At 45.5% G+C, this 23,628-nt stretch carries 20 protein-coding genes; 1 reads left to right on the top strand and 19 read right to left on the bottom strand.

The window, feature by feature from the left end:
- Nucleotides 1-9: 9 nt before the first annotated feature.
- The 17 genes from DWX26_RS11850 to DWX26_RS11775 all read right to left on the bottom strand — a co-directional run bounded on the left by DWX26_RS11850 (nucleotide 10) and on the right by DWX26_RS11775 (nucleotide 17,746).
- Nucleotides 10-375 (bottom strand): BlaI/MecI/CopY family transcriptional regulator, encoded by a 366-nt coding sequence (locus DWX26_RS11850; RefSeq protein ID WP_022461242.1) that lies wholly within the window; start codon nucleotides 373-375, stop codon nucleotides 10-12.
- Between the two features lie 372 nt (nucleotides 376-747).
- The gene (locus tag DWX26_RS11840) at nucleotides 748-1,677 is read right to left on the bottom strand and encodes a calcium/sodium antiporter (protein WP_022461243.1); all 930 of its coding nucleotides are present in this window, start codon (nucleotides 1,675-1,677) and stop codon (nucleotides 748-750) included.
- Between the two features lie 233 nt (nucleotides 1,678-1,910).
- Entirely contained in the window at nucleotides 1,911-2,204 is a 294-nt protein-coding gene (locus tag DWX26_RS17255) for a hypothetical protein (RefSeq protein WP_243030656.1), read from the bottom strand.
- Nucleotides 2,205-2,272: 68 nt separating this feature from the next.
- On the bottom strand, nucleotides 2,273-2,635 hold the full coding sequence (locus DWX26_RS17250) for a cellulase family glycosylhydrolase (protein ID WP_243030654.1): 363 nt from the start codon (nucleotides 2,633-2,635) through the stop codon (nucleotides 2,273-2,275).
- Nucleotides 2,619-3,023: a hypothetical protein gene (locus DWX26_RS17245; protein ID WP_243030652.1), complete on the bottom strand. Its 405-nt coding sequence runs from the start codon at nucleotides 3,021-3,023 to the stop codon at nucleotides 2,619-2,621. The genes DWX26_RS17250 and DWX26_RS17245 overlap by 17 nt, the downstream gene beginning before the upstream one ends.
- 537 nt (nucleotides 3,024-3,560) lie before the next feature.
- Entirely contained in the window at nucleotides 3,561-3,791 is a 231-nt protein-coding gene (locus DWX26_RS11830; RefSeq protein ID WP_118601487.1) for an HPr family phosphocarrier protein, read from the bottom strand.
- Between the two features lie 57 nt (nucleotides 3,792-3,848).
- Nucleotides 3,849-5,852 (bottom strand): beta-galactosidase, encoded by a 2,004-nt coding sequence (locus DWX26_RS11825; RefSeq protein WP_118601486.1) that lies wholly within the window; start codon nucleotides 5,850-5,852, stop codon nucleotides 3,849-3,851.
- A 193-nt stretch (nucleotides 5,853-6,045) separates the two neighbouring features.
- Nucleotides 6,046-7,014 (bottom strand): glycosyl hydrolase, encoded by a 969-nt coding sequence (locus DWX26_RS11820; RefSeq protein ID WP_118601485.1) that lies wholly within the window; start codon nucleotides 7,012-7,014, stop codon nucleotides 6,046-6,048.
- A gap of 289 nt (nucleotides 7,015-7,303) precedes the next feature.
- Nucleotides 7,304-7,810 carry an ABC transporter permease subunit gene (locus tag DWX26_RS11815; RefSeq protein ID WP_227094123.1) on the bottom strand — a complete coding sequence of 169 codons (507 nt, stop codon included), beginning with the start codon at nucleotides 7,808-7,810 and terminating at the stop codon, nucleotides 7,304-7,306.
- 108 nt (nucleotides 7,811-7,918) lie between these two features.
- A complete protein-coding gene (locus tag DWX26_RS11810) occupies nucleotides 7,919-8,827 on the bottom strand; it encodes a family 43 glycosylhydrolase (protein WP_158580607.1) in 909 nt (302 codons plus the stop codon).
- A 209-nt stretch (nucleotides 8,828-9,036) separates the two neighbouring features.
- Nucleotides 9,037-9,747, bottom strand: a complete 711-nt coding sequence (locus DWX26_RS11800) for a response regulator transcription factor (protein ID WP_158580606.1) — start codon at nucleotides 9,745-9,747, stop codon at nucleotides 9,037-9,039.
- Between the two features lie 82 nt (nucleotides 9,748-9,829).
- Nucleotides 9,830-11,497: a sensor histidine kinase gene (locus tag DWX26_RS11795; RefSeq protein WP_118601481.1), complete on the bottom strand. Its 1,668-nt coding sequence runs from the start codon at nucleotides 11,495-11,497 to the stop codon at nucleotides 9,830-9,832.
- Between the two features lie 149 nt (nucleotides 11,498-11,646).
- Complete coding sequence (locus DWX26_RS11790; RefSeq protein ID WP_243030650.1) at nucleotides 11,647-13,302, bottom strand: extracellular solute-binding protein; 1,656 nt, start codon at nucleotides 13,300-13,302, stop codon at nucleotides 11,647-11,649.
- Between the two features lie 84 nt (nucleotides 13,303-13,386).
- Entirely contained in the window at nucleotides 13,387-14,256 is an 870-nt protein-coding gene (locus tag DWX26_RS11785) for a carbohydrate ABC transporter permease (protein WP_118601480.1), read from the bottom strand.
- A 16-nt stretch (nucleotides 14,257-14,272) separates the two neighbouring features.
- A complete protein-coding gene (locus DWX26_RS11780) occupies nucleotides 14,273-15,211 on the bottom strand; it encodes an ABC transporter permease (protein ID WP_118601479.1) in 939 nt (312 codons plus the stop codon).
- 322 nt (nucleotides 15,212-15,533) lie between these two features.
- Nucleotides 15,534-15,692 carry a hypothetical protein gene (locus DWX26_RS16965; RefSeq protein ID WP_178735224.1) on the bottom strand — a complete coding sequence of 53 codons (159 nt, stop codon included), beginning with the start codon at nucleotides 15,690-15,692 and terminating at the stop codon, nucleotides 15,534-15,536.
- Nucleotides 15,693-15,907: 215 nt separating this feature from the next.
- Entirely contained in the window at nucleotides 15,908-17,746 is a 1,839-nt protein-coding gene (locus DWX26_RS11775; RefSeq protein WP_118601478.1) for a six-hairpin glycosidase, read from the bottom strand.
- A 254-nt stretch (nucleotides 17,747-18,000) separates the two neighbouring features.
- Between DWX26_RS11775 and DWX26_RS11770 the strand changes: the two genes are divergently transcribed.
- Nucleotides 18,001-19,197 (top strand): cation:proton antiporter, encoded by a 1,197-nt coding sequence (locus tag DWX26_RS11770; RefSeq protein WP_118601477.1) that lies wholly within the window; start codon nucleotides 18,001-18,003, stop codon nucleotides 19,195-19,197.
- Between the two features lie 86 nt (nucleotides 19,198-19,283).
- Here the strand turns inward: DWX26_RS11770 and DWX26_RS11765 are convergent, their stop codons facing one another.
- Together DWX26_RS11765 and DWX26_RS11760 are read right to left on the bottom strand one after the other, a co-directional pair.
- Complete coding sequence (locus tag DWX26_RS11765) at nucleotides 19,284-21,272, bottom strand: right-handed parallel beta-helix repeat-containing protein (RefSeq protein ID WP_055220364.1); 1,989 nt, start codon at nucleotides 21,270-21,272, stop codon at nucleotides 19,284-19,286.
- A 125-nt stretch (nucleotides 21,273-21,397) separates the two neighbouring features.
- Nucleotides 21,398-23,422: a right-handed parallel beta-helix repeat-containing protein gene (locus tag DWX26_RS11760; RefSeq protein ID WP_118601476.1), complete on the bottom strand. Its 2,025-nt coding sequence runs from the start codon at nucleotides 23,420-23,422 to the stop codon at nucleotides 21,398-21,400.
- Nucleotides 23,423-23,628 lie beyond the last annotated feature (206 nt).

Genomic DNA, 23,628 nt, shown 5'->3' with positions numbered 1-23,628 from the left:
CCACTTTTTCTATTTTTGTCTGTCAATAAATTCCTGCAATTGCTTAACCTCTTTTGAGCTAAGTTTTTCTCCATCATACAGTGCCGATGCGAATTTTGCTAATGACCCTTGAAACATTTTATCTAACATGTTTTTTCCAACCGTGCCTATATAATTTTCTTTTTCTACTAATGGTACATAAAGATTTGATTTCCCGTTCCTCACTTTTTGAATAAATCCTTTTTTTTCCAAACGAGTAAGCAATGTTAAAATGGTACTCGGTGCAACATTTTTCTCTACATTCAACTTTTCTTCAACTTGAAATCGACTGACAGGTTCCTCATATTCCCATATAATCATCATAATTTCCTGTTCTGATTCTGGTAATTTTTTCATTTCTACTCTCCGCTTTTCTCTACTTTGATCAGATTATAGCATATTTTCCAGAAAATTGTTGCACTTTTTGGGACTGTTTTCCGCCTTCCGAAGCTAGTACATCGTTTTCGAAATAACTATACCACTCACTTGTCTGCAAATCTGATTGCACAGGCATAAAAGCCTCGGCGTAGCCCGCTACGCCTACATTTTTATACCTGCACACTCGAATCTGCATCCTGCGTGATTGGTATAGTTATTTACAAAACGATGTACTAGATTCTAGCATGATTCTTGATTTTTTCTTCCGTTTCGCATAGCTTTGAATGCACTTCAAAAGCACCGGCCAAATGGTCGGTGCTTAAATAATGGTTTCATCAAAAATGGTTCATCCTATACCACACATAAATATGCAAAATATCCTGCATAGCATAAAAGCATAACGACACCACACGTTTTCCGTAATTCCCTGTTCTTGTACGTCCCAATCCATAAAACCAGACCTGCCAGAATTGCGATTCCTGTGTCTACAATAAATTTAGTTTCAAATGGCACAGGACAGATCAGTGCGGCTGTTCCAATTACAAATAAAATGTTAAAAATATTGCTTCCGACAATATTTCCGATTGCAATTCCTGCATTCCCTCTTTTTGCTGCTGTCACAGATGTTACCAGCTCCGGAAGGGATGTTCCGAGAGCAACAATCGTCAGTCCGATAAAACGCTCACTCATTCCAAAGTATCGTGCAATCTCGGTTGCCCCGCTGACGGCAAAATCACTTCCTTTTACAACCAGGACGCCGCCTGCCACCATCAAAAGAAGACATTTCCAGACAGGATAATTTTTCGCTTCCTCTTCTTCCGGATTTTCCCCTTTTTTTGACATTACAAACAAATAGCCAAGATATACAAGAAACAGTACCCATAAGACTATGCCCTCGGCAAACGTTACTTTTCCTCCTGTCATTCCGCATATCATTAAAACTACCGTAACAAACATCATAAACGGTATTTCATAAAACAAGGTAGACCTTTGTATTGCCACATTTGTTATTAATGCCGTAAGTCCGAGAATAATAAAAATATTCAAAATATTGCTTCCAACCACATTTCCTATCGTAATTCCTGCGTTCTGCTGCATCGCTGCGGTAATACTTACAGCGGCCTCCGGCATACTCGTTCCCATTGCAACAATGGTAAGTCCGATAATCAGCTGGGGAATTCCAAACTTTCTTGCTATGCTTGCAGACCCTTCCACAAACCAGTCTGCTCCTTTTACCAGAAAAAGGAAACCCACTATCAAAATCCCTGCCTGTAACATCATACGTATCTTCCTCTCTTTCTTTTGCATTCTTTGCAGCAGGTGTTATAGGCATAAAAAAGAGACTCCTACTGCATCTACAGTAAAAGTCTCGCTATTTAATCACTTTCCGAGTTATTGAATATCAATAGCTGTACTGACGAAGAAGTGAACACGGTTGGCTAGCTACTCCCTTTTATTTTTCCAGTTTATCAAATCTCTTTCTTTTCGTCAATATTTTTGTTTCTCCTAGTTCCTTATTTCCAGATATTCTTATCTTCATTACACTTCTTTAGTATATCCAACTCCTCCTGATCATACGGAGTAAAATCTGCATGATACAAATCATGCATCCATACGGAAGTATCTACAGACGGATATTCTTTAATAAAATCCCATGCAATATGAAATTGTGTCTTTCCATTTACCAAACCGAAAAAATAACTTCCTATTTTTTCTCTTTTCCATAGCGGCAGGTGCGTCTGAATCAGACTTTGAAATGGGCGATGCATCCATTCTGTATTAATCAGCGGACGATTAAACTGTTTCAAAAACTTTACCATTCTTCGTGCATGCGTATAATCACCATAAAAATGAAATGTAATAATGTCCGAGAGTTCTATGTTTTCCCGATCCACCCCACCTCACCATGAAAACATGGGTTGTTTAGCCATTCATAATAGTTTCCCTTTACCTGCGCTCCCCACATTTCTATTGTCAATGGTTGCTTTACGTCTTCCTCCCTTAACCATCCTATTACTTTTTTAGCCATCGGAAGTGATTTTTCTCCTCTTCCTGAATTTCCCAGTTCATTCCAGATATTCCAAATGATAACCCTGTCATCCTGACCATAACGTTTTGCCAGTTCTCTTACATATTTCTCAATTTCAGGTGTCATCTCTTCATCATCTGTAATACTATAACCTACCGTGATCCCTGTCTGTGTTTCTTCGTCAAAAGAATTATCACTGGTTCCCCCCAAAAAAGCCCTCCACAGGTTCCGGTTGTGGTCCCGGAACTGGTTCTTTGTAAAATTGTTTTGCAACGGTACAATCATTGAATAAAACCGGCATGATTGTCATATGATAAAAATCCAGCAGTGAAATAAACTCCTCCAGATTTTTCATAAAACTATCGTGCTGCTGTCTCCATAATTCAAACGGCAAAAACAGGCGCACACTGTTTAATCCAAGTGAAGCCGCTAATGAAATTTCTTTTGCTGCCTCCTGAAACGCATTTTTATGATCATACTCCTGCAGCAGTGCATAAACGCCGCCTGCCGGTGTACTTGGCACAAAATTGAATCCGGAAATCCACTCATGTTCACGGAACCAACTCCATATCTCTTGTTCTGTCCACTTTCTGTTCATACTCCTGTTCCTCCACACTTCAAAATGATCGTCCTACGGTTTCAAACTTTCTGTTGCTCATTCCTTTACAGATCCCAAGGTGATTTCTGACACAAAGTATCTCTGCAAAAATGGATAAATGATTAAAATCGGAGCGGTAGAAATAACTATTTTGGATCCATTGAAGGTTCTTTATGACATTCTCCCTGCCAGCTGTTCTGTAGACAGTCCTGATTGAGACATATCGGAAATACAAATAACCAGTGACTAAATATAGGTCTGCAGTGGAAATTTTTCCGGCGTATCAATCAAAATCATTCCGTCAAAAAAGCTATTCCAGTGATTCACAATACAAAAAAGGGTAACTGCTGCAAGTGCCGGCTTCGACAACGGAATCAACATCTGTACAAGTTGTCGCGCTAATAACTGCACTCAAAGCCCTTTCCAAGATAAATTCAAAAAGAGAATTTCTATGAATTAAGGGAATTGCGCTTTCTTTGCGCATGATTTCAGTCATTTATACACAGTAAGCACAAAAACAATACTCTGCTACTTATTTTAAGCCGCATACCTCTTCAGCTCTTTCGCTACTTCATCCATATTTTTTTCTCCGTAAATAGTCAGCTTTGCCTTTTTACGAACTGCCATGCCAAGCACTCCTAAAATAGATTTCGCATCTACCATACAGTGTCCATAAGATAAATCTGCCTCGTACGGTACTTTCGACACAGTGGAAACAAAATTGATAGCATCTTCTGGTGTATTTAAATAAATGTTCATGTTTTTCATAGCACATCACTCCTTGCTTTTTCTTACTCTTATTTCCTTGTATTTCTTTTCTCTTTTTTAATATGCAATCATCGGAATTGAATCTGCTTTTTCTTCGCATGGCTCCTTCTGTCCGTCTGCGACTTCGTAGATTTCGCTGCTGCATAGCTTAATCTGTTCCATCATATCCGGGTATGGCTGTGAGCAGATGTCAAACAGGCCGATGTTATAGTTTTCTCCGTCAAAACGTCCCAGCACAAACTGATCATAGCACTGAAAATAATGACAGCCGACACCGTTTGGATGAGCCGCAGCTTTTTCACAGTAATGGCGGTAGGCAATTCCACGATCTCTCTGTGAAAGTACGCCTTCCAGACCAGTTGCCGGAAGTCCTGCGTCGAGCGCTCCAAAATGGAACTCTCCGATCATCACCGGCAGATCCACACCAAGGTCTACAATGTTCTGAATCGCGCTCGTCGGGTCAACCGCGTAGCAATTGATCGAAAAGACATCGAAATTCTCCCATCCTTCTACGAGATCCGGATCAGAAATCCAGGCCCAGCGCATACCGAGGATCATATGGTTTTGATCGACTGCTCTGCAGGCACGGGCCGGAATTTCCACATAGCGCCGCAGCATGTCTCTTGAAAATGCCCGCATATCTTCTTTTGCCGCATCAGACCGTTTGGAAATCTCTTTCTGCGGGCGGTACAGATCGGCGAAGCTTACAAAATCGGTGTTCCATGCCTTGTTTAAAGCATCGATGGACTGATATTTTTCTTCCATCCGCGCAATCAGCTTTTCTTTGCAGCTGGTGCGCGCCGGATTGTACAGAGTCTCATCTGCCAGTACCAGATTGTCAACGAATGCCCAGCTCGGCTCATTCCGCAGGAAATAACCGATCATCCACGGATCGTTGGCACGCGGTGCTAATTCCTGTGCATTTTTCTTTGCCGTCTCTTCGTATTCCTCATTGAACACATCCGGGAAATCACGGAAAATGTTCTGCTTTGTTGTTGGGAATTCCGGAAGTGATGTTACATAAGGAATTTCCGTTGTTCCGAACAGCTCATCGCTACTCCAGTTGCCAAGGGTATTCATTCCGTGGGCTTTCAGCTGTCCAACAATCATTGGTCGCCAGTTTTCTTTCCATTTTTCTCCCCAGACGCGGTACAGATTTGCTTTAGAATACGAAAAGCTCTTAAAATTCCGTCTTCTTCCGGGGATCACATGCTGGGATTGAAAAAACACTCCGTAGTCACTATCGTCTTCGGACGGCAGCCAGTCGAGATTTTTTTCCAGACCATCGATCCGACAGTCAATTTCAGGGCCGACACAGTCCGGACCAATGCTTAAGAATGCATAGCCAAGCGGATCAACCAGCCACCACTTGCCGTTGTCTTCTTTGATCCTTGAAAAGAAACCGGTTCCCTCCGTCAGTTTTTTGCGCGTCCAACCACCGTATTTTGACCAGTCCGCAAACGGGAACGGTTTTCCCTGTTCCGCAAGCTGGCAATTCATTTTCTCTTTTAATTCCTCTTCCGAATGAATTTTTTCTTTCCATTCTTTCCGCTTGTTCTGTCCGAAGGCATCTACCAGCTTTTCATCCGTCAGATTCACCTCCGGCGCTTCTTTTACGAAGTCCAGATCTGTCAACACAATCTTCTGATTATGAAACGCCTGCAAAGAAGAAAGTTCTACTCTGGTGATCTCTTCCTGCGCAATTCTTCGTCCGTGACACACAATTTTTAAATCGCCCGCCAGGTTTTCCGGGAACAGAACGTTGCCTTCAAACCATGTGCGGTCAATGCACATCTGTGTTTCCAACTTCGGCAGAATACCAAATCGGATGTTCATGACCGGCTCCGCCGGATCCTCTCCGTAAATGAGAAGATTCATGGAAACACTATGTTCCTCCAGTACTTTTACTTTAAATATAAAATATCGTTCTTTTCTGGAAAGGAACTCCGGGATCAAAATGCCGGCTCCCTCTTTGTCCAGCTCCAGCAGCGCACCTCTGTCGTTTGTCTCCAGAATTTTTGCGCCGTTTGTCAGTCTGTCTTTCCCAATACAAAAACTCATTTTTCCGTCCCTCTCTTTCCGGTTAATCTTCTATATCTGAATCACTTTTCACGCAGCCAGGCAGCAAGTGTTTTACTACTGCCTGAACTGTCATCGCTACATTGTTTTACCTTCATTTTAGAACCCGCGTACTTTTTTTCTACACCGAAATTTTAAGATTCTGTCCACTCTTTTAAGGTATTTAAAATTTTTCTCACATCTCCCATGTTACTGCTGCATTGCGGTCGCAGACAAGATTTTCTCCTTCTACTTTCAGTTCCGCCACCTGTACAACCGCTTTATTTCGATCGCGCTCCGTAAAACGTGCTTTCTCTTCGTCTGTAAAGTCGCCTTCATTTTCACCGGCATACGGATGACAGAAATAAAAGATAAACGCTCTTCCATCCTTCACGAGAACATCCGCGTGATGTCCCATTCCGGTGTCCATCGCTCTTGTGCCGGATTCCCGTAAAATATCCTCACACCGTGTCCAGTGCGTATAATCTTCCGATGTATAAACTGCAAGCCCGTTCCAGAAATCCGAAATCATCCAGATTTTTCCGCCGAGTTCAAACACATTCGGTCCTTCCTGACCGCAGTCCGCAACCTCTTCTCCAACTGCATCCCAATGATACAAATCGTAGCTGACTGCTGCGTATGTCCTGCTTTCCTTGTCCTCGTCCTTGTACCACATCTTGTATGTATGCGGTGCAATTTCATAAACGCAGGCATCAATCACGCGCTCGGAATCGAGATCAACCCGTCCTTCAAATCTCCAGTCCCAGAGGTTTGTCGAAGTATAATGCAGCATCCATCTCGGATACTCCCAATCGTTTGGAATGCCGGTGATGTAGGAGACATACATGTGATACAAACCCTCTGCCTCGATGATCTCCGGTGCCCAGAACGTATTGTGTCCCGGCTCAATATCAAGTCCCTCAAGTGTTCCGCGGTACAGCCATTTTGTGCCATCCCGGCTTGTTGCAACGCCAAGGGCTGTTCCATGCACCCAGGACACACCGATCGGAACATCCGTGGCACGGCGCTGGGTGTAAAGCAGGTACCACTGTTCTTCTTTTTCATTCCAGATGACCGTCGGATCGGTTGGGCAGTCGTAAATCGGATCCCGGAATAACGGGGATGGTAATGTGACTTTTTGTTTCTGCTCTGCTTTTATGTTCATTGTTTTGTTTCTCCCTTTCACGTTCAAAATTCCTTCTGATTTATGGATTTCCGGAAAACTGTCATCCAAACTCTTCTGTTTGTTTCTATTTTAAAAGTTTCACTCTCTTTTGGGTATGGAATATTTTCATCTGTTTTTGTCAATTTTTCAGCACCTATGGCAACGTTCCGCAAGTTCGCGTGCAGGCACGGACTTCGAATCGCTGACCGCCGAAAAAAAGAATCCCGCTGGCATACCACAGATACAGCGGCAACCAAGCGGGCTTTTCAAATGATCACAGACCAGTCGATCAGCCTTTTACGCTTCCGACCATCACACCTTTTTCGAAGAATTTCTGTGCAAACGGATACACAATAATCAGTGGCAATGCTGACAGAACCATGCAGGCAAGCTCAATGGTTTTGTAGTTTGCCGCAGAATTTGACATGGTTGTCAGGACACTCGATGCGCCGGCACTCATGGTCTCCCCAAGAGATGCTGCAGAAGCACTTGCCTTGGTAATCGAGAGCATATAATACGACAGTGTCTGAATATCTGCAGACTTTGTATAATACAACGTCTGGGTATAATCGTTCCATGTTCCGACTGCGGTAAAAATACCCAGTGCAGAAATAACCGGTTTGGACAATGGAAGAACCATTTTAAAGAAAATGGTATATTCTCCTGCTCCGTCAATTTTTGCCGATTCAATCGCACGGTAGGCATATCCTTCCCGATTTACATCCGATGAAATCAGGGTTTCGCTGCAGTTGCGGAAAAAACCGAATAATGCAGCTCTTTCATGTCTGGATTTCATCCCCTTCCTCTGACGGTCAGAAATCCTCCGGCAGAAAACGCATTCCGTGGTAAACGATTGGATTGGTAGAAATTCCATGCGCCCATGCAACCTGTCTTTCCTGTATTCCTACAGATATTTTCCTAAATCAGTTTCCTCACAATATTCCATCACCAGTTCCCCGTTTTCCACCTTCAGTGGATATGCCACATACCCCGATTCGAAGTAATTTTCCGCATTCCAGCGGTCTCCGATGTAGAGGAGCTGTCCGTTTAAGTTCAGCAGAAATGCTGCCTGGCTCTGGTAGGTAGTTTCGTCGCCAATTTTTTTCAACATGCCCCAGTCGCCTTCCATACTGTCTGCTACGGCGTATTTTCCCTGGTTCGGCGCCCAGCCGGTGCAGAAGGAGGTGATCATGTAGTATTTTTCTTCGCTTTTGATGACTGACGGTGCCTCGCGGTATTCGCCCTGCCATAGACGGTGGACGAGTTTTTCGACGTTTAAATAGTCCTCACTTAGGCGGTATACGTGGAGATCCGCGTTATCGCGTGCTGCGGAAATGAAGTACGCGGTGCCGTCCTCTTCCTGGAACAGTGTGCAGTCTCGCGACATATAGCCATATGGATTGAAGTGACCATGGTATACAAAATCTCCGTCCGGTGTGTCGCACTCTGCGATTCCGATGGCAGCGTCTGTGTAATCTTTTCCGTTTTCAAAATGTACCCATAATACAAATTTCTCCATCTTTTTGTTGTAGAGCACCTTCGGCCGCTCCAGATTTACTTTTCCGCCAGTCTCGCTTATAAGCTGCAGTTTCGTTCGCACGCGGTACGGCTCCATTTTCGATTCCGTCGTCAGAATGTGGTTCCGAAATTCCCAGTTCCGCAGGTCTTTCGAACGGTAGCAGCTCACATAATAATTCTCTCTCCGGTCCTCACCGTACCAGTAAAAATAGCCGCCGTATGAAAGCATCCATCCTCCGTGCGCGTGAATCGGGTTTCCATCAATATCATTCCATAAGGTTCCGTTTTTAAACATCTTATCTCTCCTTTTCTTTTGCATCTGTAAACTGGATATTTCTGCAGTTTTTCATACAAATCGTACCGTGAATTTTTCCGCCGCGAAAAACGAAATTCGATATTTCAGGTCCCACCGTTTCGAATTCGGTCAGCTCAACGGCATTGCAGGGAACCATATTTCTCTCCGTCGTACGGTAAAAAAATAAAGATATTTTTTCTTTCATTCTGTTATCCTCTGTGCGTCCGCCGGTACTCATTCGGCGTCACGCCATATTTTTCTTTAAAAATTTTTGAAAAATACTGGCTCTTCTGATATCCTACGCTTTCCATGATTTCATGTACCCATCGATCTGTTCCGCTGAGCAGTTCTGCCGCTTTTTCCATCTTCACATCCGTAATATACGCGGAAAGATTTTTCCCTGTCTCTTCTTTAAATGTTTTTGACAGATACGCCGGATGCAGATGCGCCACTTCTCCTAAAATTTCCAGTGAGAGATCTTCGCCCACATGCTCTGCGATATACTTTTTCACGGCCGAAATACCGTCGTCTGGAAAACTTTCTTCTTTTTCGAAAAATTTTTCCATCACATGTTCCAGTGATATCTGGAAATCCTTTTTCAGGATAGGCTTTACGAGGTATTCTGTCACTCCATAGCGGAGCGCCTGCTGAGCATATTCAAATTCACTGTAGCCGGACAGAATAATTGTTTTCGTCGGATAATTTTTCTCGTCAATATACTTCACCAGATCCAGCCCTGACACGCGCGGCATGCGGATATCTGTCACCAGAAGTTCCGGCTTTTTCTGCTCAATCAGATCGCGCGCAATAGAGCCGCCCGACGCCGTCAGTACTTCTTCGAAGCCATAGCTTTTCCAGTCCACCAGTTTTTTGAGATACTCGGTCATATAGGACTCATCGTCCACCAACAATACTTTCATAGGTAATTCCCCCATCTTTTTCTCTGTGCTCCGGAACCTTTTGTTTTTTTCTCCGCAAAAACTCCAGATTCTCACAGCCTCTTTACAGTCTTTCTTTCCCGTCAATCACAAAGGAAACGCACAATCCCTTCCAAATACTTCCTCCAAACTGCAGGCTGCTCTGTTCCCCATAATAATTGACAAGCCGCTGATTTACATTCCAGAGGCCGACACCCTCTTTTTCATCGCGGTTTTTCCTTGCCAGCCGTTCTTTCAGTGCCGCAATCTGTTCCTCTGTCAGTCCATTCCCGTCGTCTGATATTTCGAAACAAATTTCGTCTTTTACTTTTTGATACACCTTTACATAAATATGCTTTGCATTTTCCCGCTCCTCGATCGCATGCTCAATTGCATTTTCGATGATCGGCTGCAGAATCAGCGGTGGAATTTTACATGCAGCAAGTTCTGGATCGGATTCTATTTCATACTCGATGTTTTTTCGCATCGCCATGATTTCCAGATACGACCGCGCATAGTCAATTTCCTCCTGAATCGTCGTAATTGACTTTTTCCGTGTACAATAACGGTAATACTGCGACAGATGCACTGCCATCTCTGTCACGGCATCGGGATTGTCCGCCGCGGTGACAATGAAGGAAAGGCTGTTGTACAGAAAATGCGGGTTGATCTGAAGCTGCAACTGCCGCATTTCTGCTTCGTTTCGAAGTTCCTGTTCTTTTACCGTTGCCTCCAGCAATTCATGCGTGCGGCGCACCATATGGTTAAATTGACGAAATACATAGGCGAATTCATTTTTCGGCATTTTGTAAATCTGCACGGTCAAATCTCCCACTTCCACCTGTTTCAGTTTTTCAGTCAGCAGATTCATCTGCATCAAAATATTTTTTACAAACAGAGAAATGTAAATCATTCCAAAAATCAGAATTGCCCCGAGCATAATGCCTGAGATCGTCATAATATTCCGCACCTGCCGCATCATCTGCCTTGTCGGATAATAGGAAACCAGCTGCATTCCATTTTTTGTTTCATCTGAACGCACAATCTGATATTTCTGTTTTCCCACACGCACCTCGCAGACTTTTTCATTACTCTGTCGTATGATTCCTGCAATATTCTGCTCCACAGATTTCTGCGAAAGCACATTGATTTCTCCACCAAACATTAAAATACTGCCTCCCTGGTCCATTCCCGCAGCCATCTCCTTGATTTCATACAGAAAATCCTGATCCATTCGGAGCACCAGCCAGACCTCCTGATCTTCTCCCCTCCATTCCACAGTTCGTCTTCGCATATAAAAAATTTCCTGTTTATTGGCTGATTTCCACTGACTTTCCTTATTGTTTTCCCAGAAAGAATCCTCAAAATATCCCTGCCGCAGCGTGCTGATCTCCCGCCCGGATTTCGGCCAGTACAGCGTCATACCACTCATTCCGACCGTTCTTCCCTGACGTTCCTGAAAAAAGCTTTTCATTTTATTAATTTGCTGTACATATTCATAAACATCGTTGTTTTCAATTGCCGCATAGAGATTCTGCATATTTTCTCCATATAAAATACCATCTGCTTCAATTTCAATCTCTTTCCCCTTTTGTTCCAGAAGCGTTGCTGCATATTTTGTCTGAAGCTGTGCCGTCTGAATCAAAGATGCTTTCAAATTTGCCGTGCTCTGCCAGGACAGAAGCAGAAAGCTGGCAAGAATGATCAACAGAAAAACGGTAAAAATTCCAAAAATTGAACGTACTCTTTTCATATGCTTCCCCTCTCATTTTCTGCCCCTATTTTATCAAATTTTTCTGCTGACGCAAACCATTGTGAGATGCAAAGGCAGGGAATCGCCATGTTTTGACAACTCCCTGCTTTTTATTTTTGACTTTTCGGATCTTTTCGATCAGGCAGCTCTTATTTTACCGACTGATACCACTCATTAACCTCTTTTGTGATATCATCGCCGCCCTGTGCTTTCCAGTCTTCTACAAACTGATCAAATGCAGACGGATCTTCTTTTCCATAGATAATGTTTGTGTAAACCTGTTTCTCCATGGTCTGGAGCTGCTCCCATTTTTTCTTCATAGTATCGGTCGGAGCCGCATTGAACAGACTGGTCAGAAGTTCATCCTGATGCTCTGCTGCAATAACATAACCTTCTGCCATCGCCGGTGCGCTCTCAAAATACGATAATGCCGTTCTCTCAGCACCTGTTGTCGGTTCTTCCCCTGCCTGAAGCTTCAGATACATTTCTACGCTTTCACCAGGTGAATTTTTCAGTACAGTAGATTTTCCAGGCATAAATGGATCTGTCACCGGCGGATCAAATTTGGTTGTATCATACACAACTTCACCGTCTACAATATCGTAATCATAACCTTCCAGATAGCCATTCACAAAATCTCCTGTGCCGAATACAGCGTCATACAACCAATCATAATAAGTAAAGAAGGCTTCCATGTTGTTAAAATTTTTGTTGAACATCAGCCAGCCATCGTGGATCTGTCCCATCTGATAAGTCGGCTCACCATTCTCCTGCAGAATATTCGGATATCCTTTTACAACCGCATTTGGATCAGCAGAAGTAACATCTGCAACAGAGTTAATTGTCCACGGTCTTCCAACAAAGATACCTGCTTTTCCTTCGGTAAACTGTGTCATGGCATCCCACGCACCCGTTGCTGCAGCTTCCTGGAAAATCCAGCCATTTTTATGCCATTCGGCCATACGGGTCAGTGCTTCTTTATTTTCCTCGTTGATGGAGCCATACTGCAAATTTCCATCTTCATCTTCCTGCCATACGCCCGGAATGAATTTCCCGGAATACGCAGAGAACACGTTGACCGGATCAGAAACCCATCCGGTATTGTAAATATCATTTCCGGAATAGGTGAATCCATACGTATCATCTTTGCCGTTTCCATCTGGGTCGTCTTCTGTAAACGCCTTGATGACAGCTTCAAACTCGTCCAGATTGGTCGGTGCCTGAAGCCCCAGATTGTCCAGCCAGTCCTGACGGATGACCATGATTTCTTCTGCATCCATGCACGGTGTGCAGGCAATTCCATACGTTTTTCCATCCTTCGTAACCGGATAGAAGGTTTCCGGATATTTATCATAGATCTCTTTCAGACGATCCGGCATATATTTTTCGATATCGTCATCAATTGCTTTGACCTGTCCGGATTCAATCATATCGGAAATCATCTGTGTTCCATAAACAGGAAATATATCGGGAAGTTTTTCAGAACCTGTCAGTGCCAGACGCAGCTTGGTGTCATAGTTGCTGGCATCTCCGCCGAGAAGCGTTGTTTCCATCTTTAATCCCAGTTTTTCCTCGGTCAGACGCGTCATCGGGTTATTGTTGATGTCCTCTCCATCACCATATCTTCCTGTGTTCTCGTCCAGCTGTTTTGCAATGGTAATTGTCAGTGTCGGCTCGTACTTTCCATCTGCATTTTTCGTTGCGGTTTCCTGCTGCGCAGATCCACCATCCTTGCCGCACCCACTCATCAACATCATTGCTGCCATTGCCGCTGATAAGATTACTGTACTCTGTTTTCTTTTCATGCCTCTTTTCCTCCATCATTTATTTTATAATGTTACAGCACGTTTTTCAAACCGGATTTTTTCAGAAAAATCTCTCTCATAAAATTATTCTTTGACTGCTCCCATAACGATACCTTTTACGAAGTATTTCTGCAGGAACGGGTAAACCAGAAGAATCGGAAGCGCTCCGATAAATACCTGTGCCGCTTTAATGGTACGTTCCGACATAGCCAGCGCAGATGCCGGATCCAGCGACAGATCCTGATTGTTTCCCTGCACAACGATCACCTGCAGGAAGGATGCCAGCGGATAGTTTTTCGTATCGGACATGTAAAGGATTCCGGTGAACCACTCGTTCCAGTAACCAACCATGATGAACAGTGCTACGGTTGCGAGACCTGCTTTGGAGAGCGGAAGGTAAATCTTTCGAAGTACGGTAAAGAAGCTCGCTCCGTCGATCAGTGCCGCCTCTTCGAGGGATTTCGGAATCGACTTGAAGAAGTTCATGATCAGAATCAGGTTGTAGCATCCGAACGCTCCCGGAAGAATGTAAACCAGGAAGTTGTTTTTCAGTCCTAAAGAAACATTGACCATGTAGCTTGGGATCAAACCGCCGCCGAACAGCATCGTGAATACGAAGAACCACATGAGCGGTGTTCTGCCGCGGAATTCTTTGGAAAGTGCATAGCCTGCTGTCGTGATGACGAACATGCTGAGCAGTGTTCCAAATGAGGTTCGGAGGAATGCAATGATCATGGACCGGATGAAGTTATTGTTGTTAAAAGTTTTTACATAGGCCAGCGGTGTGAAATCGATGGGCCAGAAGGTAACGGCTCCGCTGTTTGCAGCACTCTTTCCGCTGAAAGAGATTGCCAGCAGGTTCCAGAGCGGAAGGATGCAAAGCAGTGCCATGGTTACCAGAAAAATCGTATTGCAGACAACGAATACTTTTCTGCTTGTCGATGTATGACGCATGTTTATGTCCTCCCTCTTAGAAAATTCGATATCCCGCTACCTTATAGGCGATGCGGTAAGAAGCAACAGTAAGCAGCAGACTGATTCCCGATTTGAACAGGCCGACGGCGGTACCAAAGCTGTACTGTCCATTGATCAGTGACTGACGGTAAACGTAGGTGTCGATGATATCACCGGTGCTGTAAGTCAGTGGGGAATACAGGTTGAAGATCTGGTCGAACCCGGCATTCAGGACGTTTCCAAGGCTTAACGTTGCCATGACGATGATCATCGGCATGATGCCCGGAAGTGTAATGTGCCATGTCTGTTTCCAGCGGTTAGCGCCGTCCATCTCGGCTGCCTCGTAGAGGCTCTGGTCAATGTTGGAGATGGCTGCCAGATAAACGATCATTCCAAATCCGAAGCCCTTCCACAGGTCGGACGCAACGACGATCTGTCGGAACATGCCCGCCTCGCCGAGGAAGAAAATCGGATCAATACCGAATTTCTGAAGTACCATGTTGACGATACCGTCGGTTCCGAGGATATCGCGGAGCATTCCGGCTACAGTAACCCAGGAAAGGAAATGCGGCAGGTAAACCAGCGTCTGGATTCCTTTTTTCAGTCCTATGTTATGTACTTCATTCAGAAGCAGTGCCATGATAATCGGAACAATCAGTCCCAGAATAATTTTGCTGACAGCGATGATCAGCGTATTGATGATCGCCTGATACGATTCTTTGAATTCGAAGATCTGTCGGAAGTTATCCATTCCTACAAACTGTGAACCGGTGATGCCAAGCCACGGCTTGTAATCCTGGAATGCCATCACCAGACCGCCCATCGGCACATAGCAAAAAATAATTGCCAGCACGAACGATGGTAAAATCAGTACATACAGCGGCCAGTTATGCTGAACTTCCTGCTTCCAGGTTCTCTTCTGCTTCAACGCCGTTCCTTTTCCTGCTTTTTTCATTACAGCTCTCCCTCTCTTTCTTTCCTATTCCGAATCAGGAGTTCCGCAAAAAACATTTCGCTGCCATATCTGATTCTCAATAGTTCCGTGAATTTGTTTCTTTTTCTTTGTGGTTTTATTATATCTCCGTCATAGTGCCGAAAAACACACCACAAAATTAAGGTTGTGACCACTGGATTAATGTGTTTTGGGATATTATTAAAAATAACGCATGAAATTTTCTACTCCAAATCGCAAAAATTTCATACGCTATTTTAAAATTTTTTCTTATTTTCAAGTGTCTGTTTTCTGCTTTTTCAAATTCTTTAATCGTCGTTCTCTGTCACATACAATCCATGGTATCTTCCTTCATATGAAGCTGCGCCCAGTGCTCCGGTTCTTCCTTATCCTTGATAAAAACGCTCCTGTATTCTACCGATGGAAAATCTGTCCGCACATCCGATTCTTTCCGGCAAAGTTCTTCTTTTTCTTTTATCGGCACATCTGCTCAGTAATACCATGGGGAAACGCCTGCGAAGCGGCAGAAATCATAGATTACATAAATAGTTCCGCGCCGGTTTCTTCTTTTAAAACTGCCTTGGCCTGTAATATCTTCTGCAAATCATCCGCCAGATTCCGTGCTGCAATCTGAACCTTCAAAAAACCTCCAAACTGAATCACTCTGTATGATTTCAGTTTGAAGGTTCTGGTCATTCTTTATTCCAGGTTCATGCATAATCCCCAATCCTGGTCATTGGCATACGGATCGGCAAAATCGGTTTTCTGTCCGTTGACGGAATACGGATACAGGTACGCACAGGTCGCTGTTCCATCCTCAAAGAACATGGACAGCACGCCGCGCAGGGAATGCTCACCGCGGATATTATATTCTTCGTTTCCGGTCAGGCGAGCGTAACGCTTGAAGGTTCGACCGTTTTCTGCACTCCAGTAGTGCGGGAAGGTGTCTCCGAAGACTCTGCGTTTTCCGAACCAGTAGCCGTCCCAATGGCGGATTGCAATTTCATGCAGATGGTAGTCCGGCTGCTGGCCGTCGAAGAGTTCGAGGACGGCGATCTGCTGCTCGGCTCCGCGCAGGTATTTTTCTTCCCCGGTCACCTCGTAAACCTGAAGAATGACTTCGGCCGCCGGCTGTATGATCGATTGCTCGTAATTTACCTCCGAAGCCGGATAAGCCGTTCCGATCTCAATCAGTTGGTCGGCATGACGTCGGAACAGATCTTTTACTGTTTTCAGATCCTCCTGTTCTCCTGCTTTTTTCAGCTCTTGACAGAGCATCACAATCGGCATTTCAATCGGATAAAAACGGAATCCATCCTGTTCATAAAATTTTTCTGTGATACGAACTGCTGTCTTCAGATTTTCTTTTTCTCCCCACAGCTTCCAGCATTCAAGAAAGAATGTCACTGCCCATGGGTAGTTGTAAAGCCGGAAATAGCTGTTGTCCTTTCCGGAACAGTTGCAAACAAGACCTGTTGCTGCATTTACCAGCTCGCGAAGATAGAATGCATGGTACTCACGAAGACTCTGCTCCGCTTTTTCCCGGTCTTTTAAAAGATTCTGCTGCAGTGCCCGTGCAATCAGCACACCCATACCGGTACGCTCCCGTCCGGCATTGAAATCGTTTTCCGGCGTGCAGACGAGAATTTTTTCTTCGTTATCATACGGCAGATAGGCACCCTGCAGTTCTTTGATCTTTCCATGATACTGCTGGTGATCGACGATAAACGCACACCGTTTTGCCGCCAGTGTTTCCGGCCGCTCCTGCACGAGAAGACGGCAGGTGGTTTTCACCTCGTCGGCACAGATCGAAAGTACATACTCCCCTGTTTTTTCATTTTCAAACAGATATTCATAAACACCATTTTCCGTCTTTTCCAGCGATGTTCCGTTTACCGTCACTTTTTCCGCCGGAAATACCGGTTCAATGGTTACCTTACTCGTCTCTCCCGGATAAATCACATACTGCTCCGCATCCACCAGAATCACCTGGGAAAATGCTCTTAATTTCTCCCGGAAATCTTCGCGTCCCTGATGCGGAAATACTTTCCACTCCAGCGTCATCGTGTCTCCCGGCGCAAATTCCTGTGCGGACGGGTGCAGCCAGAAGCAGCCTCTGTCATTGCTCTGCAGTTTCAGATCGCGCTCAATACTGTAAGCAGAAAGACTGCCTTTTGTGAGTACCATTCCCAGATGCGGAGCCGCACCGCCCATGCGGAGTGCCATGATATAACTGGTATTTTCCCCGCAGAAAATATGTGCATGGCACCGGTAATCCCGGCAGGTCACACTGTCCGTGTAGCGATCCTGCAACGGAAATGAAACCCCAATACTTCCGGCATTTGTAAAATACGGATGCGCACCGTTGTAAGAAACCACAATCTTCGTTGTCAGCACATCTCCGTCTTTCTCATTCTGCACCTCAGCCGAAAACTCCGGCGGGCATTTCACCTCGGCGTATGGGAAATCCTCCCGCAGCCAGTTCATCTGTTTTGGATCTTTGGAAAATACAATTTCTTTCACGTTCCCAACTCTCATTTTTTATTTCCCCTTTCGTTTTTTTGATCCCGCTTTTTGAACTCCATGTAAAATTTATTTGCTGCTTTGATCATACTATATCTACATGCTCTTTTCTATATCTCTTTTTCCGTTTTACTTTATTTTTTCTTTCTTGCCGATAGTATTTTTTCTCAATTTTTGTTATACTGAAAATGTATGCGTATCAAACTCCGGCATTGCTCTTTCAAGCTGCCGACACATACATAAACTTCATAAAAGGGGGTATCTTTTTCATGGATACGTATGTCATTTTAAAAGACCTGGCAATCATTATCGTATTCGCAAAATTGTTTGGTATTCTTGCCAGAAAATGCAAGGCTCCGCAGGTTGTGGGCGAGCTGATTGCCGGTATTGTCCTTGGACCCAGTGTGCTGGGACTTGTTCAGCAGTCTGACTTTCTCGCACAGATGGCTGAGATCGGTGTCATTTTGCTGATGTTCTCCGCAGGTCTTGGCACCAGCCTGAAGGATCTGCTCCGCACCGGAGTGAAATCCCTGCTGATCGCCTGTGCCGGTGTTTTTGTTCCTCTCGTTCTTGGAGCCATCTTATACATGAGCTTTTATGGCTTCTCTGCTGTCGGAACGGAAGAATTTTACCACGCTGTTTTTATCGGTGTTATTCTGACTGCGACATCGGTCAGCATCACCGTACAGGCCTTGAAAGAACTCGGCAAGCTGAAAACAGAGGTTGGAACAACCATCTTAAATGCAGCCATCATCGACGATGTCATTGGTATCATTGTGCTGACTGTTGTCATCGGTTTTAAAGATCCGACATCCAATCCGCTGAAAGTAGCAGCCTCCACCATTCTGTTTTTTGCCCTTGCGATTGTGCTCGGTTTTCTCTGCTTTAAGCTGTTCAACCGCATGAACTCCGTATTTCCGCACACCCGCCGTCTTCCGATTCTGGGTCTTGCGCTCTGCTTCGGACTGTCCTACATTTCCGAAAAATATTTCGGCATCGCCGATATTACCGGTGCATACGTTGCGGGCGTTATCCTGTGTTCCCTCGATTCTTCCGATTACATCGAAGAAAAAATGGATATCAGCTCCTATATGATTTTCGGACCGATTTTCTTTGCAAGTATCGGACTCAAAACAACGCTCAGCGGCATGAACGAGAAATTCGTACTCTTTGCCATCTGTTTCGTCATCGTCGGCCTTGCCGCAAAAATCATCGGCTGTGGCCTGATGTCAAAGGGATGCGGCTTTACCTGGGGCGACAGCCTGAAAATCGGTGTCGGTATGATGACCCGTGGTGAAGTCTGTCTGATCGTTGCGCAAAAGGGTCTGAATGCAGGCTTTTTATCCGGCGATTTCTTCAGTGCTGTGATTCTGCTGATTCTCTTCTCGAGTATTGCAACACCGATTATGCTGAAAATCTTATACGCGAAAATGCCGACGGCAAAAGATTCTGCAAAGGCATCCTGACTTTCCTTTTACCAAAACAGGGCGCTGTGCCATTTCCTGCACAGCGCCCTGTTTTTTTCATATCAACCGGTAAGTTCTGATTTTTTCTACCACAGAATCTTCTCTGCCTCAGCTCCATCCGCAAACGGTCCCGGCATTGCTGCCACGCCGCGGTGCTCGCCAAGATAGTCCTGATCGAAGATAATCGTGCTTCCGTCCGGATCTTCGAATCTCTGCTCCGGCTCGAAGGCGTATCCTAAAATATCACTGTTGATAATTCCCGTCCGGAAATCCTTCAGGAACTCATACACGTTCGTCTTGATGGAATAGTGGCCGTCTTTTTCCACAAGTTCCACCTTAACCTGGTTCTCGTTATCCACAAGATTCTCTTTTTCATTCACACACGCCTTTGCTCCGTTAAAGTAAGCGTTTCCGTTTACCCAAACCGGCAGATGACATTTATTGTGATACGGCTCCAGCTTGCTCATGTCGGCCGGTTTGTCCAGCTCAAAGTGGCTGATCCACTCGTCATAGGTCGGATACTCGTCGAACACATGCGTTCCGACCTCCTGGTTATCCTCCATCTTGAAGCCCATGTCCTCAACCGTTTCTGTTTCCTCAACCGGGTAATTCTGGATAAAGATGTTGTTGTAGAACCGGTCATCGCCATGCAGGAATGTCATGAATCCGGCAACCTCGGTACGGTGACGGATGTGATACGGCGTGTAACGGTCTCCTGTTCCGCCGCCAACTGCAGTTAATGAGCCAAGCATCAGATTGTGTACGCAGGCAATACCATCGGTCGCCATACGAACGCTGACCGGTGAGAGCATAATATTGTTATCGATCAGTGTCGGACCATGGCCAACCTCGATGAAAATATCCTGACTCATCATTGCGCCCTCTGCCTTTGGTGTTCCCTCCGGCGGGCAGTTGTCGTGCAGCAGGTTCTGGGTCAGGCGTGTTCCCTGTGCCTCCCAGTCACACCAGATGCCCATCGTACAATGATGAATGTGATTTCTTCTCATCACAACATCGATCGCTGCATGCATCTTGATACCGGAAATCTCGGCTCCGCCAAGCTGCTGCATATTGTTGATGTTGTGAATGTGGTTGTCCTCAATGATACTGAACACACCGCCCATCCGTCCGACAATACCGGTCTGCTCACAGTGATGGATGTGGCAGCGGCGGATGATATGGCTTCCGATGTTCTCCTTCGTCCATCCATGATACTGGCCGCGGCAGACAGCATCACGCTCCATCTGGGTCGGGCTTTTTACGTGTTTTCTGGTAAAGTAATGGTCGTTCTCCGGATCGTAATATTTTCCGAGCGAAATACCGCAGCACTTGCTGTTGCTGACCTCACAGTCCTCAATAATCCATCCCTTCGACCAGTGCGGGCCGATCATACCGTCCTGATAAGCAGCCGGCGGCGCCCATGTCGTTGCTGCCTTGCTGACATCAAATCCACTGAACGTAATGTAATTTACGCCTGTTTTCGACGGCATAAAGCAGTTCCGGCGCACGTTGATTTCTACTTTTTCCTCCGTCGGGTTTTTACCCTGGAAGTTTGCGTAGATGACCGTCTGATTTTTCTCTTTGTCCTGCTCGGTATACCATTTGTAAACCGACCACTCCGGCTCCCAGGACGGCGCATAAACCTCGCCTTTGATACACTCCTCGAGCGTCTCTGCCTCGTATAACTGGCGGTCATTCAGATAAACCGCGCCGGTATGGCGTACCACCGGTGCAAAATACCAGTCACCGCCGACCATTGTCGTGTATGGGTTATAATTGCCAAAAACTCCGTTGTCTACACGGCATACCCACACATTATCTTTGTAATGCTCCCAGTCATTCATCGTTTCCGCACCGGTGATCTTTGCGCCGAGCGGCTTCTCACTCTTATAGACGATTCTCGCATCCTCGGTTCCGCCGTTGACCGGATCGACATATTCATGGTAGATACCAGGTGCAACCAGAACTTCATCTCCTGCCTTTGCAATTTTTGCCGCATCGTTGATGAACTTGAACGGCATCTCTTTTGTTCCGTTTCCATTCTTCGGAGCGGAATTATTGACATAGTAAATCATTTCTCTATACTCCTTTTTGTTATAGTAAAACCCGAAAACCCTGCAAAAAAGGCTGTGACGCAATCATTCACTCTCTGCGGCGCTGAATTTTTTACGCTATTTTTTTGCGGGTCTATAGAATTTCTTTATGATAATGCTTCTTCCGCAGCCTCTTTTGATGCAAACGGGCCCGGCAGCGGATGAATGCCCTGACGGTTTCCGAAGTAGTCATATCGGAACACGATCGGCGTTCCATCCGGATTCTCATATTTCTGTTCCGGCTCAAATGCCATGCCAAGCGTCTCCGTTGAGATCACTGCACAGGCATTCTGCGGCAGATAATCGTAAACATTGGTCTCCAGTTTCCATTTTCCGTTCTCTTCTTTTACACCGATGGTGATTTCATGCTCGGTATCCACTACAGCGTCCTGTTCCTGCTCCGCCGGCTTCGCCCCATTGAAGTAAACGTTTCCGCCAAGCCATACCGGCAGCTTCTCGTAATACAGATCCGGCGACTTTCCGGAGCCCATTCCGCAGTAGCCCTCAAATCTTGCCACGTACTCCTCCAGCGTCGGATATCCGCTGTACGGTGCGGTTCCTGCTGTCAGATTTCCGTCATCCCACTCATTATCTCCGGTCAGTTTACGGATTTCTTCCATTCCCGCACGAACCGGCTTCTGGATGAAGATATTATTGTAGAACCGGCAGTCACCGTGAAGAACCGTCATAAATCCGTTGATCTCTGTGCGATGCGGCACATGGTACGGTGTGTAGCGCGGCGACGGCAGCTTGTCGGAGCCATTGTTGACACCTCGGCCGACAGCAGTAAACGATCCCGCGATCAGGTTATGTACTACCGCAACACCCTGTGTTGCCAGCTTCATCGCGCGGTCCGAAAGCAGTACGTTATTGTCCACCAGCGTTGGTCCGTGGGAAATTTCAATAAAGATATCCTCGCCGATGCCGTCCATCCCCTCCGGATTTGCATTCTCCTCGTTCGGCAGCGTATTGTCATGGAACAGGTTCTGCGTAACACGTGTGCCCTGTGCCTGCCAGTCAAGCCAGAGGCCTCTCGTACAGTGATGGAAATGGTTTCTTCGAATGATCACATCGATCGCCGCATGCATCTTGATGCCGCCGATCTCCGCACCCGCAAGGTTCTGTTTGTTGTTGATATGGTGAATATGATTGTCCTCAATGATCGAGAACACACCACCTAAGTGGCCTACAATACCCGTCTGTCCACAGTCGTGGATGTTGCACCGGCGGATGATGTGGCTTCCGATGTTTTCCTTTGTCCATCCCTCTCGCTGCGCCTGGCAGATACAGTCACGCTCCGTCTGTGTACCATCTTTGAATTTCCATTTGAGCCATTTATTGTCATTGTTCGGCTGTCTGTATTTTCCAAGGGAAATGCCCGAACACTTCGAATCTGAAATCTCACAATCCTCGATGATCCATCCCTTTGACCAGTGCGGGCCGACCATTCCTTCCTGATATGCCGTCGGCGGAGCCCACTGGGTTGCCGCCTGTTTTACAACAAAGCCGGACAGCGTGATACAACCGATGCCCTCCTTCGATGGATAAAAGCAATTCTCGCGCACATTAATTTCCACCGTTTCCTCATTCGGGTTTTTCCCCTGGAAATTCACATAGAAAACGGTCTCATTCTTCTCTTCGTCCTGCTCCACATACCAGGTGTAAACCGTGAATGCCTGATCCCAGGATTTTTTATAGATCTCCGGCTTTTTCACCTGATCCAGACTTGTCACCTCATACATGGATTTTCCATTCAGATACACTTCTCCGGTATGTGCCGTGTAGGATGCGATAAACCAGTCACCGCTGACCAGTGTCGTATATGGATTGTAATCCCCAAACAATCCGTTCGAAACGCGCGCTGTCCACACATCACCTTCCAAATGCTCCCAGTTATCCACAATTTCCGCACCGGTAATCACAGCTTTTCCCGGTTCCACAGAACGGTACACAATTCTTGCATCCTCACATCCCGCATTCGCCGGATCTACATATTCCCGATATACGCCAGGCGCTACAAGCACCTCGTCGCCGGGCCTTGCAATTTTTGCCGCCTCGGAAATCGTCCGAAATGGATATTCCTTCTGCCCATTTCCGCTTCGCACAGCATTTCCATCTACATAAATCTGCATTTTTCGCTTACCTCTCACTTCTTCACTCTTCATAAACTTTTATTGTTTTTTGTGAATTTTCGCCAAAATCACATCACTCTTTTTCCGATTTCTGCCGTTCTTCACAATTTTCATATCTTAACCATAATACAGATCCTAGTAAAACACTACTTATATATTGCCGATCATTGCCCAGATGTTTCGATTTTTTCTATATTTTTTCTCTC

The organism is Blautia sp. AF19-1 (genome assembly GCF_003479155.1).
Classification (GTDB): domain Bacteria; phylum Bacillota; class Clostridia; order Lachnospirales; family Lachnospiraceae; genus Fusicatenibacter; species Fusicatenibacter saccharivorans.
This window is presented reverse-complemented; position numbering and strand designations above follow the sequence as displayed.

Bases quoted from the DNA above. Each gene is read 5' to 3' on its own strand.
- DWX26_RS11850 (WP_022461242.1), bottom strand. From the start codon at position 375: ATGAAAAAATTACCAGAATCAGAACAGGAAATTATGATGATTATATGG.
- DWX26_RS11840 (WP_022461243.1), bottom strand. From the start codon at position 1,677: ATGATGTTACAGGCAGGGATTTTGATAGTGGGTTTCCTTTTTCTGGTA.
- DWX26_RS17245 (WP_243030652.1), bottom strand. From the start codon at position 3,023: ATGAACAGAAAGTGGACAGAACAAGAGATATGGAGTTGGTTCCGTGAA.
- DWX26_RS11830 (WP_118601487.1), bottom strand. From the start codon at position 3,791: ATGAAAAACATGAACATTTATTTAAATACACCAGAAGATGCTATCAAT.
- DWX26_RS11825 (WP_118601486.1), bottom strand. From the start codon at position 5,852: ATGAGTTTTTGTATTGGGAAAGACAGACTGACAAACGGCGCAAAAATT.
- DWX26_RS11820 (WP_118601485.1), bottom strand. From the start codon at position 7,014: ATGAACATAAAAGCAGAGCAGAAACAAAAAGTCACATTACCATCCCCG.
- DWX26_RS11815 (WP_227094123.1), bottom strand. From the start codon at position 7,810: ATGAAATCCAGACATGAAAGAGCTGCATTATTCGGTTTTTTCCGCAAC.
- DWX26_RS11810 (WP_158580607.1), bottom strand. From the start codon at position 8,827: ATGTTTAAAAACGGAACCTTATGGAATGATATTGATGGAAACCCGATT.
- DWX26_RS11800 (WP_158580606.1), bottom strand. From the start codon at position 9,747: ATGAAAGTATTGTTGGTGGACGATGAGTCCTATATGACCGAGTATCTC.
- DWX26_RS11795 (WP_118601481.1), bottom strand. From the start codon at position 11,497: ATGAAAAGAGTACGTTCAATTTTTGGAATTTTTACCGTTTTTCTGTTG.
- DWX26_RS11790 (WP_243030650.1), bottom strand. From the start codon at position 13,302: ATGAAAAGAAAACAGAGTACAGTAATCTTATCAGCGGCAATGGCAGCA.
- DWX26_RS11785 (WP_118601480.1), bottom strand. From the start codon at position 14,256: ATGCGTCATACATCGACAAGCAGAAAAGTATTCGTTGTCTGCAATACG.
- DWX26_RS11780 (WP_118601479.1), bottom strand. From the start codon at position 15,211: ATGAAAAAAGCAGGAAAAGGAACGGCGTTGAAGCAGAAGAGAACCTGG.
- DWX26_RS11775 (WP_118601478.1), bottom strand. From the start codon at position 17,746: ATGAGAGTTGGGAACGTGAAAGAAATTGTATTTTCCAAAGATCCAAAA.
- DWX26_RS11770 (WP_118601477.1), top strand. From the start codon at position 18,001: ATGGATACGTATGTCATTTTAAAAGACCTGGCAATCATTATCGTATTC.
- DWX26_RS11765 (WP_055220364.1), bottom strand. From the start codon at position 21,272: ATGATTTACTATGTCAATAATTCCGCTCCGAAGAATGGAAACGGAACA.
- DWX26_RS11760 (WP_118601476.1), bottom strand. From the start codon at position 23,422: ATGCAGATTTATGTAGATGGAAATGCTGTGCGAAGCGGAAATGGGCAG.